General features: G+C 41.8%; 16 protein-coding genes. 10 read left to right on the forward strand and 6 right to left on the reverse strand.

The features are described 5' to 3' along the window. Nucleotides 1-2 precede the first annotated feature (2 nt). Entirely contained in the window at nt 3-935 is a 933-nt protein-coding gene (gene rsgA / locus SKC37_RS05275) for a ribosome small subunit-dependent GTPase A (RefSeq protein ID WP_377980458.1), read from the reverse strand. Further along, complete coding sequence (locus SKC37_RS05280; RefSeq protein WP_377980459.1) at nt 922-2163, reverse strand: 3-deoxy-D-manno-octulosonic acid transferase; 1242 nt, start codon at nt 2161-2163, stop codon at nt 922-924. Before SKC37_RS05280 ends, rsgA begins: the two co-directional genes overlap by 14 nt. Before the next feature lie 53 nt (nt 2164-2216). Here SKC37_RS05280 and ytxJ point away from each other — a divergent pair, with 53 nt between their 5' ends. The 5 genes from ytxJ (at nt 2217) to metK (ending at nt 6675) form a co-directional block, all read left to right on the forward strand. Beyond that, nucleotides 2217-2549, forward strand: coding sequence for a bacillithiol system redox-active protein YtxJ (ytxJ, locus tag SKC37_RS05285; protein WP_377980460.1), 333 nt, complete (start codon nt 2217-2219; stop codon nt 2547-2549). Continuing rightward, a complete protein-coding gene (locus SKC37_RS05290; RefSeq protein ID WP_377980461.1) occupies nt 2542-3288 on the forward strand; it encodes a hypothetical protein in 747 nt (248 codons plus the stop codon). The genes ytxJ and SKC37_RS05290 overlap by 8 nt, the downstream gene beginning before the upstream one ends. A gap of 7 nt (nt 3289-3295) precedes the next feature. Then, the gene (lipA, locus tag SKC37_RS05295; RefSeq protein ID WP_223130949.1) at nt 3296-4165 is read left to right on the forward strand and encodes a lipoyl synthase; all 870 of its coding nucleotides are present in this window, start codon (nt 3296-3298) and stop codon (nt 4163-4165) included. Nucleotides 4166-4168: 3 nt separating this feature from the next. Further along, nucleotides 4169-5350: a lycopene cyclase family protein gene (locus SKC37_RS05300; RefSeq protein WP_377980462.1), complete on the forward strand. Its 1182-nt coding sequence runs from the start codon at nt 4169-4171 to the stop codon at nt 5348-5350. Between the two features lie 68 nt (nt 5351-5418). Beyond that, nucleotides 5419-6675 carry a methionine adenosyltransferase gene (gene metK / locus SKC37_RS05305; protein ID WP_377980463.1) on the forward strand — a complete coding sequence of 419 codons (1257 nt, stop codon included), beginning with the start codon at nt 5419-5421 and terminating at the stop codon, nt 6673-6675. 61 nt (nt 6676-6736) lie between these two features. Here the strand turns inward: metK and SKC37_RS05310 are convergent, their stop codons facing one another. Further along, on the reverse strand, nt 6737-7078 hold the full coding sequence (locus SKC37_RS05310) for an HPF/RaiA family ribosome-associated protein (protein WP_223130952.1): 342 nt from the start codon (nt 7076-7078) through the stop codon (nt 6737-6739). Nucleotides 7079-7371: 293 nt separating this feature from the next. Next, nucleotides 7372-8982, reverse strand: coding sequence for a VRR-NUC domain-containing protein (locus SKC37_RS05315; RefSeq protein ID WP_377980464.1), 1611 nt, complete (start codon nt 8980-8982; stop codon nt 7372-7374). A 64-nt stretch (nt 8983-9046) separates the two neighbouring features. On the opposite strand from SKC37_RS05315, the gene SKC37_RS05320 reads away from it, so the two are divergent. The 4 genes from SKC37_RS05320 to SKC37_RS05335 all read left to right on the forward strand — a co-directional run bounded on the left by SKC37_RS05320 (nt 9047) and on the right by SKC37_RS05335 (nt 13778). Beyond that, nucleotides 9047-10237: a phosphoglycerate kinase gene (locus SKC37_RS05320; RefSeq protein WP_377980466.1), complete on the forward strand. Its 1191-nt coding sequence runs from the start codon at nt 9047-9049 to the stop codon at nt 10235-10237. A gap of 87 nt (nt 10238-10324) precedes the next feature. Beyond that, nucleotides 10325-12781 (forward strand): bifunctional UDP-N-acetylmuramoyl-tripeptide:D-alanyl-D-alanine ligase/alanine racemase, encoded by a 2457-nt coding sequence (locus SKC37_RS05325; protein ID WP_377980467.1) that lies wholly within the window; start codon nt 10325-10327, stop codon nt 12779-12781. 289 nt (nt 12782-13070) lie between these two features. Then, on the forward strand, nt 13071-13418 hold the full coding sequence (locus tag SKC37_RS05330; protein ID WP_377980468.1) for an ArsR/SmtB family transcription factor: 348 nt from the start codon (nt 13071-13073) through the stop codon (nt 13416-13418). 24 nt (nt 13419-13442) lie between these two features. Next, nucleotides 13443-13778, forward strand: a complete 336-nt coding sequence (locus SKC37_RS05335; RefSeq protein WP_223130957.1) for a hypothetical protein — start codon at nt 13443-13445, stop codon at nt 13776-13778. An 89-nt stretch (nt 13779-13867) separates the two neighbouring features. On the opposite strand, the gene fumC is transcribed toward SKC37_RS05335, so the two are convergent. Next, entirely contained in the window at nt 13868-15271 is a 1404-nt protein-coding gene (gene fumC / locus SKC37_RS05340) for a class II fumarate hydratase (RefSeq protein ID WP_377980469.1), read from the reverse strand. 57 nt (nt 15272-15328) lie between these two features. On the opposite strand from fumC, the gene SKC37_RS05345 reads away from it, so the two are divergent. Continuing rightward, the gene (locus SKC37_RS05345) at nt 15329-15667 is read left to right on the forward strand and encodes a Spx/MgsR family RNA polymerase-binding regulatory protein (RefSeq protein WP_377980470.1); all 339 of its coding nucleotides are present in this window, start codon (nt 15329-15331) and stop codon (nt 15665-15667) included. On the opposite strand, the gene SKC37_RS05350 is transcribed toward SKC37_RS05345, so the two are convergent. Next, on the reverse strand, nt 15668-16978 hold the full coding sequence (locus SKC37_RS05350) for an ABC transporter permease (protein ID WP_377980471.1): 1311 nt from the start codon (nt 16976-16978) through the stop codon (nt 15668-15670). It abuts the gene before it with no gap.

Genomic DNA, 16978 nt, shown 5'->3' on the forward strand with positions numbered 1-16978 from the left:
GTTTAGCGACGGTTGTCGTTGTTCTCAAAAATACTCAAATAACTCAAATAGCGACTGTGCGCAATATCACCCGCCTCAAAGGCCTTCAAAACGGCACAAGACGGCTCTGAAATATGCAAGCAATTGTTGAATTTACATTCGCCTATCAGCGCACGCATTTCAGGAAAATAATGCGATAATTCTTCTTTCTCAATCTCCATCACACCTAACTCATTGATGCCTGGGCTATCGATTAAATAGGTCTCCGGCCCCAGTTCCCACATCGTGGAATAAGTGGTGGTGTGGACGCCTTTTTGGGCAAAATCAGAAATCTCCTTCACTTTAATGTTCAAATGGGGAGAGACTAAGTTCAACAAACTAGATTTCCCTACGCCTGAATGGCCTGCTAAAAGCGACACCTTTCCAGAAAACATCGCCTTGAATTCATCTACACCTTGACTACGCGGAATAGACGTAAACAAGATGCCATAGCCTAATTCCTGGTAAAGTGCAGCGTATTCAAAAATTTGGTCTTCTTCCTGTTCATTCAATAAATCCATCTTGTTGAACACGATGGTGACAGGGATTCTGAAAGCTTCGGCAGTGACTAAAAAACGATCTAAAAACCCCAAAGAAGTCTTAGGGGATTTCAAGGTCATCACGAAGATGGCTTGATCTACATTCGCGGCCATTAATTGACCCTGCCCTGTTTTATGGACAGATTTTCGGATGATATAATTCGTGCGCGGGATGATTTCTTCGATGACAACCGTCTCGTTCGCCTCATCTTCGACCGCATAAATGACGCGATCTCCTACCGTAACGGGGTTGGAGGTTTTAGGTCCTTTTAGCTTAAATTTACCTTTCAAACGTCCTTTAAAGACCTTTCCTGACTCGGAACGAATTTCGTACCAAGATCCGGTTGAACGCATAATTAAGCCTTTACTTCCTTCCATCAATTGCTAAATTACGCACAAATTCACTGATTATTCCTGTCGCCCCTGCTCGTAATTGTACGAAAGCACGCGATTGTACTTGTTTGTTCACAAAAACATCGTCCACATCATATATCACGCGCATAGCCTGATCTAATTCTTCCGTAGTGGCAATCGGAAAAGCCAATCCTAATTCGATTAAATCCCGAGCCTCCCGAAATTTCAAGTAGTTTTTATTGCCAAAGAAGACCGTTGGTCCAAACACCGCCGCCTCCAACGTATTATGCAAACCATCTCCAAAAGCACCTCCAATGTAAGCAAACGAAGCCCCTCGGTATAGATTCGCTAAACGACCTACCTCGTTCACAAAGAGCACTTCGGCCTTTTCGTGCGCAGGGCCTTTGGAATAAGCTACCGGCAATTCAATCTTTTCTTCCCAAGATTTCAATTCCTCTGAATGAATTTCATGCGGTGCAATGACCCATTTAAACGGATATTTCTTCGAATTAATCAGTGGAATCAACACATCTATATCGGCCTGCCACGCAGAACCCACTACCATAAATTCTGTATTATCTAAAAACGTTGTTAATAAATCCCAAGATACCGGATGACGTAACGTATCCAACACACGATCAAATCGCGTATCCCCCGCCACCGTCACATTCTCTCGCTGCAACAAATCTAAAGAAGCCTGATCTTGCACAAAAAGGTGCGTAAAACAATCCAATAAGCGGCGGTAAAAACTGCCATACCAGCGAAAAAATACTTGATTAGGGCGAAAAATCGCAGAAACTAAAATCGTAGGAACGCCCCGCTTCTTTAAACCGGTCAGATAATAATGCCAAAATTCATACTTGACAAACACTGCCAACGATGGCTTCACTAAATCCAAGAAACGCGCGCTATTGAAGTAGCCATCCAATGGCAAATAACTGACATAATCCGCTCCAGCATAGTTTTTTCGCACTTCATAACCGGAGGGTGAAAAGAACGTTACCAAAATAAAATGCGTAGGATTTTCCTTTTTATAGGCTTCAATGATGGGTCTTCCCTGCTCAAATTCACCCATCGAAGCAGTGTGAAACCAAGCTACTGGCTTTTTATTCGTTTTGAAATGTTGTTCGAGACCGGCCCAAACCTGATTTTGGCCCTCATTCATCAACGCCGCTTTTGATTGAAACAAAGCTGCGAATCGAATCAGTCCCCGATATAAAAACAAGACAAAAGAATAGAGGCAAACCCTCATTTTTTACTAAATTTGGTGTTGAATTGTTAAAATTACGAAAAAGGCAGGTGAATATGAATTGGATACCCTTGACAGACGAGAAACAACTGGCAGAAATTGTGGAAACATCACAAGAAAAACCAGTGGTAATTTTCAAACATAGTACGCGTTGTTCCATCTCATCGACCGCTTTAAATCGCTTTGAAAGAGCTTGGGATTCAGAAAACACACCCGCTTATTATTTGGATTTAATCGCCTACAGACCTATTTCAGGCCAAATTGCGGAACAATTCGCTGTTGAACACCAATCTCCTCAAGTGTTAGTGATTGATAAAGGCGTTTGCCCCTATTCTGCTACACATTGGGACATTTCGGTGGACGAAATTAAACCATACTTGAATGCCTAGATTTTTTTTCTTGTGGGTGATTTTAGGGGTACCATTATTCATGATGGGCCAAAGAAAATCAGCAACACCCCAGAAAAAAGAATCGCAAACACAATCTTCGTCCTGGGGTTTTGGCGTTAATACGAATACCAACTCCGGCATTTTGGGTGGATTTAGTTTCTTAAAAACATTCAAAAATCACTCTTTCGTGAATTTTGACTTAACGAATACGAAGGATTACCGCGAATTCGACTCCCCCTTCTCCTACAATGGCAAGACCTATGTAGAAGGGAAATTAAATTACCTACTTAATTTCAGGCCTGAATACGGCCGCCAATGGGGATTATTAAAACAATCGTCTGATGGAGGAACGAGTTTAAATGGTCGAATCGCAACAGGGCCTACCATTGGCATTCAAAAACCCTATTTCGTTGATATAGTCTACACGGACGCAGGAGGTAAAACTTTGACCACATCTGTACCTATGGCAAAAGCCCTAGATAACAGCTTTAATAAGTCCATTATCAGTGGCGAAGGCAGTTTCTTTTCTGGCTTATCTGAAGCCAAATTTATTCCAGGCTGGCACCTAAAAACAGCTTTAGAGTTTAAATTTGAGACCTTAAAACAAAATTACCTATCCTTAGAAACCGGCTTTATAGTGGATTATTTTAGTCAACCGGTTGAAATTTTAAACCAAACCACCCCTCGCTCTGTTTATACAACGGGTTATGTGACCTTTTTCTTTGGAAAAAGTAAATAGAAAAAAGATGATTGAATTACCTCAAGTAAGCCCTGCCGCTAATTCTCGCAAACCAGATTGGTTACGCGTTAAATTGCCTATTGGCGAAAAATATACGAACGTTCGCAAGATTGTAGATGAATACAAATTGCATACGATTTGCCAATCCGGCAATTGCCCTAATATGGGGGAATGCTGGGGCGAAGGCACGGCAACCTTTATGATTCTAGGCAATGTCTGCACGCGCTCTTGCACTTTCTGCGCCGTAGCCACCGGCCGTCCAAACGAATACGATGAGGACGAACCGCGCCGCGTGGCAGATGCCATCAAATTGATGCAGGTAAAGCACGCCGTCATCACCTCCGTGAACCGCGACGAATTGAAAGATAAAGGAGCTGAAATTTGGTACCAAACCGTTCGAGCAGTCAAAGAAACCACCCCTGCTACGACCATCGAAACCTTGATTCCAGACGTGAAAGCGAATTGGGATGCCTTGATTCGTATGATCGAAGGCGGTCAAGAAGTCGTTTCTCACAACATGGAAACCGTGGAACGATTATACCGTTACGTTCGCCCACAAGCGAAATATGCGCGTAGTTTAGAGCAAATCAAGCGTACCAAAGAGTTTGGCAAACGGAATAAATCCGGCATCATGCTGGGTCTAGGCGAAACCCAAGACGAAGTATTGAAAGCGATGGATGATTTAGTAGAGAACGGACTAGATGTCTTGACTTTGGGACAATACTTACAGCCCACTAAAATGCACCACGAGGTCATCGAATGGATCCATCCAGACACTTTTGCGATGTACAAGGAGGAAGGATTGAAACGCGGGCTTGCATACGTAGAATCTGGAGCCTTAGTTCGTTCGAGTTACCACGCGGAAAAGCACATCTAGTTTATGCAATTACCCGGCCCAGCCTATCGAGAATACGATTTCATCCTGGCGGGTGGGGGAATGGCCGGTTTATCTTTTGCCTATTATGTAGGCCAAAGTAGTCTCAACAATAAGCGAATCTTGATTATCGATCGGGGCGTTCGAAACGAACAAACCTTTTGTTATTGGTCGGATGAAACGTCGGAATTTGATGTTTTGGCAGAAAAATCATGGCACTCTCTTTATTTCCATAGCGCCAGACCGTCGTCTTTAAAAATTTCGATCGAGCCGTATACTTATCACAAGATTAACGGTCATGCTTGGTTTTCGTACATAGAAGCGGAACTCGCTAAACACCCAAACATCCACTACTTGCAGGCTGAAATTGAATCAATCGGCTTCCAAGGATTGGGATCTTGTGTTAACACCTCTGAAGGCACCTTTTATGCTTCGGAAAAAATCATTGATAGTTTTAGCCCATTCCCTTGCGATATCGCTAATCCCAAACACCTCAAGCAACATTTTTTAGGCTGGGTGGTCGAATGCAATTTTAATAACTTCGAAACGGATGCGGCGCACTTATTTGACTTCCGTGTGGCTTTTGGTAAGGAATGTGAGTTTATGTATGTACTTCCTACCAGTCCTCGCAAAGCTTTATTTGAATACACTTTTTTCTCTGGCACCTTGCGAGAGCCTGATTATTACCGTGACAAAATCAAATCCTATCTTTTCGCTTATTATGGGCTAACAGCCGATGATTATCTATTGAAAGAGGAAGAAAGTGGCGTGATCCCCATGCGTAACAATCCGAATAAAACGGCCAATTTATATGAAAAACACCTTAAAATAGGTACTAGCGGTGGCTTCGTAAAATCTACAACCGGCTATAGTTTTTACCGGACTCAAAAATTTTGCAAGGACCTTGTTTTTGAACTTGAAAAAGGCCCATCAGCTTCACTGGTTATTCCCGTTAATCCTTGGAAAATTTGGCTGGATGAAGTCTTCTTACAAGTCCTCATCGATCAACAAATAGCCGGCTCCAAGGTGTTTGAAAGCCTATTTTACAACAATAAACCTGGCCTTCTTTTAAAGTTTTTACAAGAAGAGACCTCTTGGAAAGAAGACCTTCGGTTAATGTGGTCGGTACCCACTTTGCCCTTTGTAAGAGCCGCACTGAAAACTATTTACCGGTCAAAAATTAAATGAGAGCGACACTTTTGTTGCTTCCTAGTATTTAACTAAATTTGCACTTTATTTAAACATAATATTCGCCCATGGCTTATCTATTCACCTCTGAATCGGTTTCTGAAGGACACCCAGATAAAGTAGCTGATCAAATTTCTGATGCGTTAATTGACCATTTTATGGCCTTTGACCCCACTTCTAAAGTAGCTTGCGAAACACTTGTAACCACAGGTCAAGTCGTGTTAGCTGGAGAGGTGAACACAACAACGTATTTAGACGTGCAAGCCATCACTCGAGAAGTCATTCGCAAGATTGGTTATACGAAGTCAGAATATATGTTTGAGGCGAACTCTTGCGGTATTTTATCTGCGATTCACGAGCAATCAGCCGATATCAACCAAGGGGTGGATCGCAAGAACCCAGAAGAACAAGGTGCAGGTGACCAAGGAATGATGTTCGGTTTCGCTACAAAGGAGACTGACAACTATATGCCTTTGGCCTTAGACTTAGCTCACAAAATCTTACAAGAACTTTCAGCTATTCGCAATAACGAACCATCGTTAATCGGATACCTTCGTCCTGATGCAAAATCTCAGGTAACAATCGAATACAGCGACAATCACGTACCTCAACGCATCGACACCATCGTTGTTTCCACTCAGCACGATGATTTCGCGTCAGAAGCAGAGATGTTAGCGAAAATCAACAAGGACATCGTAGAAATCGTCATCCCTCGAGTTAAGGCTAAATTAAAGCCTGAATTGCAAGCTTTATTCAACGATGCAATCACCTACCACATTAATCCTACAGGTAAATTCGTGATCGGTGGTCCACACGGAGATACAGGCTTAACAGGCCGTAAGATCATCGTAGATACCTATGGTGGAAAAGGGGCTCACGGTGGGGGTGCATTCTCTGGTAAGGATCCGTCCAAAGTAGACCGTTCAGCAGCCTATGCAACGCGTCATATCGCGAAAAACTTAGTCGCTGCAGGTTTATGTGACCAAGTATTGGTTCAAGTTTCTTACGCGATTGGTGTAGCTAAACCTTGCGGTTTATTCATCGATACGTACGGAACAGCGAAAGTTGATATGACAGACGGCGAAATCGCGCGTAAAGTAGAGGCGATCTTCGATATGCGTCCGTACTTCATCGAGCAACGCTTGAAATTACGTAACCCGATCTATTCAGAGACTGCGGCATACGGGCATATGGGACGGAAGAACGAAATCGTTACGAAAGAATTCACTGGTCCTAACGGTCAAAAAGTAAGCAAAGAAGTGGAATTATTCACTTGGGAAAAATTAGACTATGTAGATGCAGTGAAAGCTGCTTTTGGAATCTAATCTTGATTACCTTGATATGAAAAAAGGCGACCTGCGGTCGCCTTTTTTATTGCATTTTTTTCTAAAATTCCTCGCTCTCCAAATCTTCTGCTCGAAGCGCCTTTACGGAATTGTTTTTCGATTTAAATCGCTTGATCTGTTCTGCGATGGCATTCAACGCTAAGTCTAATGCCTCTTCAAATGATTTCGCTGTTTCTTTGACAAATAAAACCGCCCCGGGGACCGTGATCTTAATTTCTAACATTTTCTCCTTTACCTTTCCTAGACTTGTCGCCACTTTCAGGAACACCTCACCTCCGGTTATTCGGTCATAAAAGGTATCTAACTTGTTTAACTTTTCTTGAATGCTTTCTACCAATTTGCGGTCCGCAGTAAAGTGGATCGCGTGAACTTGCACTTTCATAAGCTTAAAATTTAATGGTGAAACACGCTTTGGGAATCTTAGCAAAGCTGACAGAAAAAAGAACGTTTTAGATTCGTTATAAACGTATTGTATTTTTCAGGTGATGTCAAGTTTTTAACAGAATTTATTTCTGTGGGAAGTGGCAGTCGGCAGTGGACAGTCGGCAGAGGCAAGTCCGGAGGGAATGAGTCCGGAGGGAATGAGTCCGGAGGAAATTAGGACGAAGAAAAACAGGCCGGAGGCCGCACCACTATACCATCGCCGCAGGCGATACCAACTTTAATCTTTGTGCTTTATGCTCTATACTTTAAACGTACCAACCTCACATTCACCCCATTCCTTCGCATAAAATCGTGCCAAAAATGCTGAATAGCGGATAAATGATCATTGGGAGACTTCACTTCGACGAAGGCAAATTCATCGCCTTTTTGGATAAATAAATCAGGGAAGCCCTTGACATGAGTACCTAAATGTTCCCATAAGTATTGAGATATTGCTGCCAACCCAGCCGGAGGCATCACTTGCAAAAAGCGCTCCATCAAATCAAAATCCAGGGAATACCAATCGACTAGGGGATTCATTGCACCTTGATTTGCCTCAGCACGGGAGCGTAAAAGAGCTAATAAACCGACTCGATCTTGCAATAAATGCAAGGGCAATTCCCCTGCAAAACTTTCTTTTCCATAATGACTCGGAGCCCATTGAAAAGGGTGGTGAAAGCCCTCTTTTCGGTCGGCAAAAATCAAATCCCAAGCGAAAAGACCGAGGAAATTACGCCAAATCTGATTCTCTGTAAAAGCCGCATAATAGCCCTCTGCCTGAAAATGGGCCACCACACCGGCTTCCACTTGACCGATGTATTCCAGTGATATTTCAATTAATTCAGCCTGCTTCAGCGAGGCAGTCACTTGCTTGATGGATTTTTTAGAGGCTTGTTTGGCCAAAAAGTCTTCGAAAAAATGAATCTCCGTGGGCGACACACACAGCTCTAATCCCACTCGAGCCCAAGCAATCGCTTCGTCTAACTCCCCCATTTTCTGTAAAACACGTACACGCCGCTCTAAAGAAGCACCCGTTAATGAGACCTCATGTACTTCCAAAGCCTCTAAATAAGCCTTTTCGCGCTCTAACAAACGACCTAAAGCATAACAGGTCTTTTCAAAAGCACGAATAGATGGCTCTAATAAAGAAGAAGCCAATGGCAACATATGCACACGCCAAGAAGCAAGCATCTCATCTGCACTGACGGTAGTGGTGTAAAACCATTCCCTCCACATCGAAATGGCCCACTTTTGTTCCGCTTCCTCTCTGGTTTGAAAATAGGGTTTTAAGTCCTCTTCCTGAACTTCCACAAAGGCACGGTGCCCTAAATCACGCACCACGAAGTCTGTTAAATCCCGAGATCGGGTCCCAAAAAACAAGAACTGAATGAACGCAAACACCTCCACTCTCGCGGGTGCAACCACGCCAGAAGAAAACGCAGCGATTAAATCAACTGAAGATACGAGTGCCGCAGCCTCTTCTTTAGAGGCTGAGCTAGGGATTTTGATGCCATGTTTTTTGGCCAAAGAAACACATTCCTGTTTTGTAAAAATCGATTCTACTCCTTCGTAAACATCGGTCAGAAAACCGGACGTGCGCAAAACACGCAACGGAGTCGCTAAATCCCCTATTTCTGGATAGTTCAACTTCTCCATCCGAAAACAAGCCGAACGACGCGATGCTAACCGCAAATACAAGCATTGCGCGGCGAAAGTTAGTTCAGAAAAATCTTTTAAAAATGCTATTTCCTTTTCCTGTAAAAGGGGCAGATAATGCCGATCAATATAACGCAGAATGTAGCTAAAATGATCCCAATAATAGGTTGCAGACAATTCCACCTCAATTTTTCGATCATTCGTCATTATTGTTTATCTTTGTCTACCTTTTTAGGGGAATATCTTTTTATTCATAAATCAAAACAAAAATATGCAAACTGTTGCTAATTTCAATTTTGCTGGTAAAAAAGCGCTAGTACGTGTTGATTTCAACGTTCCATTAAATGAGCGTTTCGAAATTACAGATGATACCCGAATCAAGGCGACGATTCCTACGATTCAAAAGATTTTGAAAGACGGTGGATCGGTTGTGTTAATGTCTCACCTAGGTCGTCCGAAAGATGGTCCTACCGAAAAATATTCGTTGAAACACTTAGTGACACCTTTGTCATTGGTTTTTGGCGTGAAAGTAAAATTTGCAACAGATTGCATCTCTGATGAGGCAGTTGAATTAGCGAACAGTTTACAAGCAGGCGAAATCTTGCTTCTAGAAAACCTTCGTTTCTACAAGGAAGAGGAAAAAGGGGATGTTGATTTTGCGCAAAAATTAGCTCGCTTAGGTAATGTTTGGGTAAATGACGCATTTGGAACGGCTCACCGTGCACACGCTTCTACTGCTGTGATCGGACAATTCTTCACTGATAAAGTGAGTGGATATGTGATGCAAGCAGAATTAGATAACGCACAAAAGATTCTTGAATACTCTGAGCGTCCGTTTACGGCGATCATGGGTGGATCGAAAATCTCGGATAAAATCTTGATCATCGAACGTCTTTTGGACAAAGTAGACAACTTGATTATCGGCGGTGGTATGACTTATACTTTCTCTTTAGCAGAAGGCGGAAAGATTGGTAAATCGATCTGTGAGCCTGATAAAGTGGAATTAGCGAAACAATTAATTGAAAAAGCGAAGGCCAAAGGTGTGAATTTAATTATGCCTTTAGACAACGTTTGTGCAGATGATTTCAATAACAACGCAAATCGTCAAACGGTAGAGCGCGGATGTATTCCAGACGGTTGGGAAGGTTTAGACATCGGTCCTAAGTCCATCGCTTTATTCCAAGAAACGATCGCGAAATCAAAAACAATCCTTTGGAATGGTCCAATGGGCGTGTTTGAATTCTCGAACTTCGCTATCGGAACAAACGCCATTGCTGATGCTGTCGTAAAGGCAACAGAAGAAAACGGAGCATTCTCACTTATTGGTGGTGGCGATTCCGCTTCTGCAGTGAATAATGCCGGTTATGGAGATCGAGTGAGCTATGTTTCTACAGGAGGCGGCGCCTTATTAGAGTACATGGAAGGTAAAACTTTACCAGGTGTTGCGGCTCTAGAAGCTTAATAACAGGCGAATTTTAGATAAAATTGCATTAGGCGAGGAAACATTCCTCGCCTTTTTGTATTTTAGTACTTTGACCTTGCCCCTTTCATGATTCAGCATAAAAATCCTGCCCATCTTCGTGCCAGTTTCCTAAGTTTAGATAGTCGTCAAATTTATGAACCTGCTAAAACCGCTTTCTTTGCGGTGAATGGACTGCACCACGATGGACACCAGTATGTGGAATCGTTGTATATGAAAGGAGTTCGCGAATTTATCGTCGAAGAAGCTGCCTGGCATGGACCTATCGTAGAAAAAGCCACTAAATGGGAGCAAACAAACATTTATGTCGTTGAAAGTAGTATTGCAACGCTTCAAGTAATTGCAGAGCAACATCGAGCGCAATTTAACTACCCAGTCATTGGAATTACGGGATCAAATGGCAAAACCATCTGTAAGGAATGGCTCTCTATGATTTGCAATGGGTCATTTTCCGTTGTTAAAAGTCCAAAGAGTTATAACTCCCAAATCGGTGTTCCCCTCTCCCTATGGGCGATGCAAGAGAAACACAACTTGGGTATTTTCGAGGCGGGTATTTCCCAAAAAGGGGAAATGGAGAAAATTGAAGCAATGCTGAAACCAGACTATGGCATTTTTACACATTTTGGCGAGGCACACGGCTCAAATTTCAGCTCAGATGAAGAGAAGCTAAGAGAAAAGCTACAACTCTTTAAACGAGCTAAAAAACTAGTCTATCGTGTCACTAATCTGCAAGAAGATCCCATCAAGCAAATAATGCAGGAATTTAATCCTTCGTGTGAATTAATTGGCTGGAATACCATTAGCCCAGACAAAGGATTATTTACTTTTTGGCAAACCAAAGGAAAAACGGCTCAAATAAAAGTCATTAAAGCCGCACAAAGTGAATCTTTCATCGACAGCATCATCGATTTCAATGACGACGCCTCGCTTGAAAACTGTACTCATTGCCTCATAATGGCTTCCATTTTAGGTATTGAAAGAGATCAACTGGCTAGCAGAGCACGCGCTTTAAAGCCGATCTCCATGCGTCTAGAAATGAAAGAGGGTTTACGTGGCAATACACTTATTGATGATTCCTACAATAATGACTTGGACGGATTGCGATTAGCCCTCCCTCTTTTAAAGAAAAATAAGCAAAAGAAAAGTGTTTTAATTGTAAGTGACTTCTTAGAAACAGGAATCCCAGAAAAAGACCTCTACAACACCATCGCCGCTTTAGTTAAACATCAAAAAATTGATCAATTAATTGGAATCGGTGAACAAATTATCCGGAATAAGGCCAATTTTGAACAAATAGACGTGTTTCACAGCACGGAAGACCTCATTTCATCTAGTCTATTAACATCTATCAATAATTCCCAAATATTACTGAAAGGTGCACGCAAATACAATTTCGAAAAACTTGTACATGCATTAGAAAACAAGACGCATAGAACGCAATTAGAGGTGAATCTTGATGCCCTACAGCACAATCTAACCTATTTCAAAAAAGATATTGGACCAGAAACAAAATTAATGGTGATGGTCAAAGCATTTGCCTATGGTACTGGAGCGATTGAAATAGCCACTTTACTCCAAAACAGTGGAGTTGATTATTTAACGGTAGCCTATACAGACGAAGGAGTATACTTGCGTAAACACGGCATTTACGTTCCCATCATGGTGATGAATCCACAAATAGAGGAATTTGACAAGCTAACAGAAAATGGATTAGAACCAGAAATCTACAGCTTAGAACTACTCAAAGCCATCGACGAATACGCTACACAACAAGGCAAAAACATCAAAATCCATATCAAACTAGATACAGGAATGAAACGCCTCGGATTTGAACCATCCGAAATAGCCAAATTAAGTGAAAATTTGACTCAAATGCCCCATTTGTGGGTAGCTAGCATCTTAAGCCACTTAGCAGCAGCAGATAGCCCGCAACACAAAGATTTTACAGAAAAACAAATACAAACTTTCAATACAGCAGCTTCCGAAATCGAAACAAGCCTCGGTTATCAAACCATCAAGCACATCGCAAACTCCGCTGCCATCCAAAGTTACCCGTCTGCAAGACTAGATATGGTACGTTTGGGCATCAGTTTGTACGGAATTACAGGTAATCCAAATGTAAAAAACAAAATCGAAAACGTTTTAACCTTAAAAACGTCTATTTCTCAGATCAAAAACATCGCTCCCGATGAGACAATTGGCTACGGAAGACGTGGTAAATTAGCCGGTTCTGGGCGCATTGCTACCCTCGCCATTGGATATGCTGACGGCTATTCTAGAGCCCTAGGAATGGGCAAAGGAAGCTTCGAAATAAAGGGTCATTTATGCCCTACTGTTGGTTCCATTTGCATGGATATGTGCATGGTAGATATCAGTCAATTTCCAGACATTTCAGTCGAAGATACCGCCATTGCCTTTGGCGGAAAAATACAATTATACGAATTAGCGAAACAGGCTGACACCATCCCTTACGAACTGATGACAAATATCAGTGAACGCGTGAAGAGGGTGTATGTGACACAGTAGTCAGTCGACTGTGCGCAGTAGACAATAGACAGTTCGGAGGGACAAGTCCGGAAGAGTGCGCCCATTCACCATTCATCATTTACCATTCACCAACTCCTCTCTTTACGCTATAATCTACAATCTAATAATTAGCAATAAGGCTATATATAAATTGTATACTTAACATTATAGCTAATTATCGATTAGCTTTTTAGCTAAATAATTAGTGCAGCCGCTAAATAGTCTATCATTAAACTGATTTGGAGATTTAGAATCAATATATTAACTTAGCTAAATATCAAATAATAGCATGGCTGTAGAGAACATAGCAAAAGCTTTAGGGGATGAGTCTAGACGAAAAATCATCGAACTATTAAAGGAAGGAGAACTTCCTGCTACGGCTATTTTTGATCAATTTGAATACGCCGCCCCTACTATCTCCAGGCATTTGTCTGTTTTAAAGGATGCGGGCTTAGTAAGTACAAGAAGAAATGGAGTCTTCATTTACTACCAATTAGAGAAAGATGCACTCCGTCAATTGGACGAATGGCTCTCCCCTTTCCTGCCAAAAGCGAAAGCTGTACCGAAAGAAAAAACGAATCCAGTCCCGAAAATTCCGAAAGAAAATCCTTTTGATAAATTCCAGTCTGAATTCTAATTTATAAAAATAATACAATTTAAAATGAAGCGATTTGTGTTCATCATTCGAGGTCCAGTAGCCGGAATTTCCAGCGAATCTAGCTTAGCATCGGAGGCTGAATTAGACCAAATTCGCACCTGGTTAAAGGGATTAAAATCGACTTATTCTGATATGCTTTTTCAGAAATTTTCAGGCGAATTGCAAGCACTAAATCAGAGCGGGAAATTGGACAGTCGACTGATCCAACAAATTGATGGGGGAGAAATTTCTCAGATCGTTACACTTATTTTACCCAGCCTTGAGGTGGCGGAGGAAATTGCAGCGAGCTTCCCCTTTCCAAACGAGTTTTACAGTCTCGAGCTAAGGGAAATGGCATAGATATTAAATATTACCAACAAAAAAGGCCTATACATCACGTACAGGCCTTTTTATGCATTCGCGACGAGAATCGCGTATTTTTTTTCTCCTTATAGATTGATCTCGCCTACCATATTCTCAGGCTTTACCCAAGCATCGAACTCTTCGGCTGTTAAATAACCTAATGAAATCGCGGTTTCCTTTAACGTGGAACCATTTTTATGCGCTGTCTGAGCGATCTCAGCAGCCTTGTAGTATCCGATCTTCGTATTTAGAGCAGTTACTAACATCAACGAGTTATTTACGTGCTTAGCGATGTTTTCATGCAAAGGTTCGATACCTACAGCACACTTATCGTTAAAGGCGACGCAAACATCTCCTATTAAACGAGCAGAATGCAAGAAGTTGTAGATCATTACTGGTTTGAATACATTTAGCTCAAAGTGGCCATTTGAACCACCAATCCCAATAGCTACGTCATTCCCCATTACTTGCGCTGCCACCATCGTCATTGCCTCGCATTGCGTTGGATTCACCTTACCAGGCATGATAGAAGATCCAGGCTCATTATCGGGGATATAGATCTCACCAATACCCGAACGAGGACCAGATGAAAGCATACGAACATCGTTACCAATCTTCATTAAGCTAACTGCAACCGTCTTTAAAGCACCGTGAGCCTCTACAATCGCATCATGTGCGGCTAAGGCCTCAAACTTGTTCTCAGCCGTTACAAAAGGCAATCCTGTCAATGCTGCAATATGCTTCGCTACGTTCTCTGAATAGCCTTTAGGCGTATTAATACCGGTTCCTACGGCCGTACCCCCTAAAGCAAGCTCAGAAAGGTGAGCAAGGCTATTGTTGATGGCACGTAAACCGTGATCTAACTGCGATACATAACCAGAAAACTCTTGACCTAAAGTTAAAGGAGTCGCATCCATAAAGTGCGTACGGCCAATTTTGACTACGTTTTTGAACGCTTTTGCCTTGGCCGCTAATGTATCTCTTAACTTCGTAATACCCGGAATTGTCACCTCTACTAAAGCCTGGTAGGCTGCGATGTGCATGGCTGTTGGGAATGTGTCATTGGACGATTGAGATTTATTTACATCATCGTTAGGATGAACGAATTTCTGCTCATCCGTCAAGCTACCACCTTGTAAAACGTGTGCACGGTAAGCGATAACTTCGTTACAATTCATGTTTGATTGAGTACCTGAACCTGTTTGCCAAACCACTAAGGGGAACTGATCAGCCCATTGGCCCTCTAAAATTTCGTCACAAACCTGACCGATTAAATTCTTTTTAGCCTCCTCTAAGACGCCTGCCTCAAAGTTCGTAATGGCCGCAGCTTTCTTTAGGAATGCAAAGGCCCGAATGATCTCCTTAGGCATTTTATTAATATCCTGAGCAATCGGGAAATTCTCAATCGAACGTTGCGTTTGAGCACCCCAATAAACATGAGCAGGCACTTGCACCTTACCCATAGTATCTTTTTCAATTCTATACTCCATACGATGTTTTGTATTAAATTTGTCTTAGTTCACAAAAATACCACCAAAATCAATAAAATGCTTATAATTTACGGAATTCCTGCCTGCAACACGATGAAAAAAGCGTTTGACTATTTAAACGAAAAAGGCATCCCCTTTACATTCCACAATTATAAGAAGAGTGGCATCGATGCAGACCAATTGAGCTATTTCATCGAGCAATTAGGGGAAGATACGGTGTTAAACAAGCAAGGAAGCACCTACAGACAATTAAACGATGCTGAGAAAGCTAACTTAGATACTTTTACCTTTTTACAAGAAAAAACATCTGCCATCAAGAGACCTATTTTCGTCTTGAACAACAGATGTTTCGCAGGTTTCAAACCCGAAGAATTAGATGTTTGGCTAACTAATTAATTACCCTTTGTAAAACAGCCATTTAGTCATCTCTTTTACCGTAATTTTCTTTCCGTACATTAAAATTCCCACCCGGTAAATACGGGCTGAAATCCAGCTACACCCTAAGAACCCTAACACCAACAAGGTCATGGAAGTAGCTAATTCCCACATTGGAACACCATAAGGCAGTCGTACCATCATATTAATAGGCGATGTAAATGGAATCATCGAAGCCCAAAATGCCATCGTACTATCCGGGTCTTGCAAGGTGAATTGCGCCATAATAAAAGCCATAATAATAGGTAGCATGACGATATAGGTAAATTGCTGGGCCTCTGCAGCACTTTCAACCGCACTTCCAATCGCAGCAAATAACGAGCTATAAAGTAAATAACCGAATAAGAAATAGAACAAAAATCCTCCTATTACTAGCGGAATATTCGTACTTTCAATCACTTTAGTTACCTCGTCAAGTGGTGAGGTATTGTCCATTTGCTTACCCATTTCTGGGTCTACTTTTTTCATTTGCTCCACTTTCTGTGTCACTGGACTCGTACCATAAAAAGTCGTAGCCACCTGAGATATACCAAAAGTCAACACAATCCACAATAAAAACTGTGTCAAACCTACCATCCCTACACCTAAAATCTTCCCTAACATTAGCTGATAAGGCTTTATGGAAGATATTATCACCTCTATAATCCGACTACTCTTTTCCTCTATCACCCCATTCATCACCTGCGATCCGTACAATAACAAGGTGATGTAAAGCAACATGCCCATCACACCGGCTAATATCATTGCACCTCCAGAAGAGGAGCTTGTTTCATCACCCTTATCGGATAATGTAATTGTCTCGCTACCTACCTCAATTTGAGTCTTCTCATAGACATCTGAAGCGATTCCCGCGTCTTTCATTAAAATTGCTCGGACTTTTTTCTCAATGACGCGTTCTATAGAAGACTTCAACGGTAGACTCAAATTTTTCTCTGAATAGATCTTAATATCTTCCGAATGAGTCAGTAAGTCTTTAGGTAAATGTACAAAAGCAGTAAAACCATCCTTAGAAAATGAGGCTTTCACCTCAGAAATAGGCTTATTTACCAGTTTATATTCCACTTCTTTGTCTATTAAGTCCGTTGGTTTAAACAAACCACTTTCGTCTAAAATTTCGATGCGTTTCACCTCTTTATCTTGCATTGATAATAATATAGGTGTAGCCCAAATGGCCGTTATCAGTATCGGCCCCAGCAAAGAGGCTATCCAAAATGATTTCTTTTGAATGCGGGTCAAATACTCCCGCTGAATTACTAATAATATCTTGTTCAT

Origin of the sequence: Aquirufa esocilacus (assembly GCF_042715595.1) — a bacterium.
GTDB lineage: Bacteria > Bacteroidota > Bacteroidia > Cytophagales > Spirosomataceae > Aquirufa > Aquirufa esocilacus.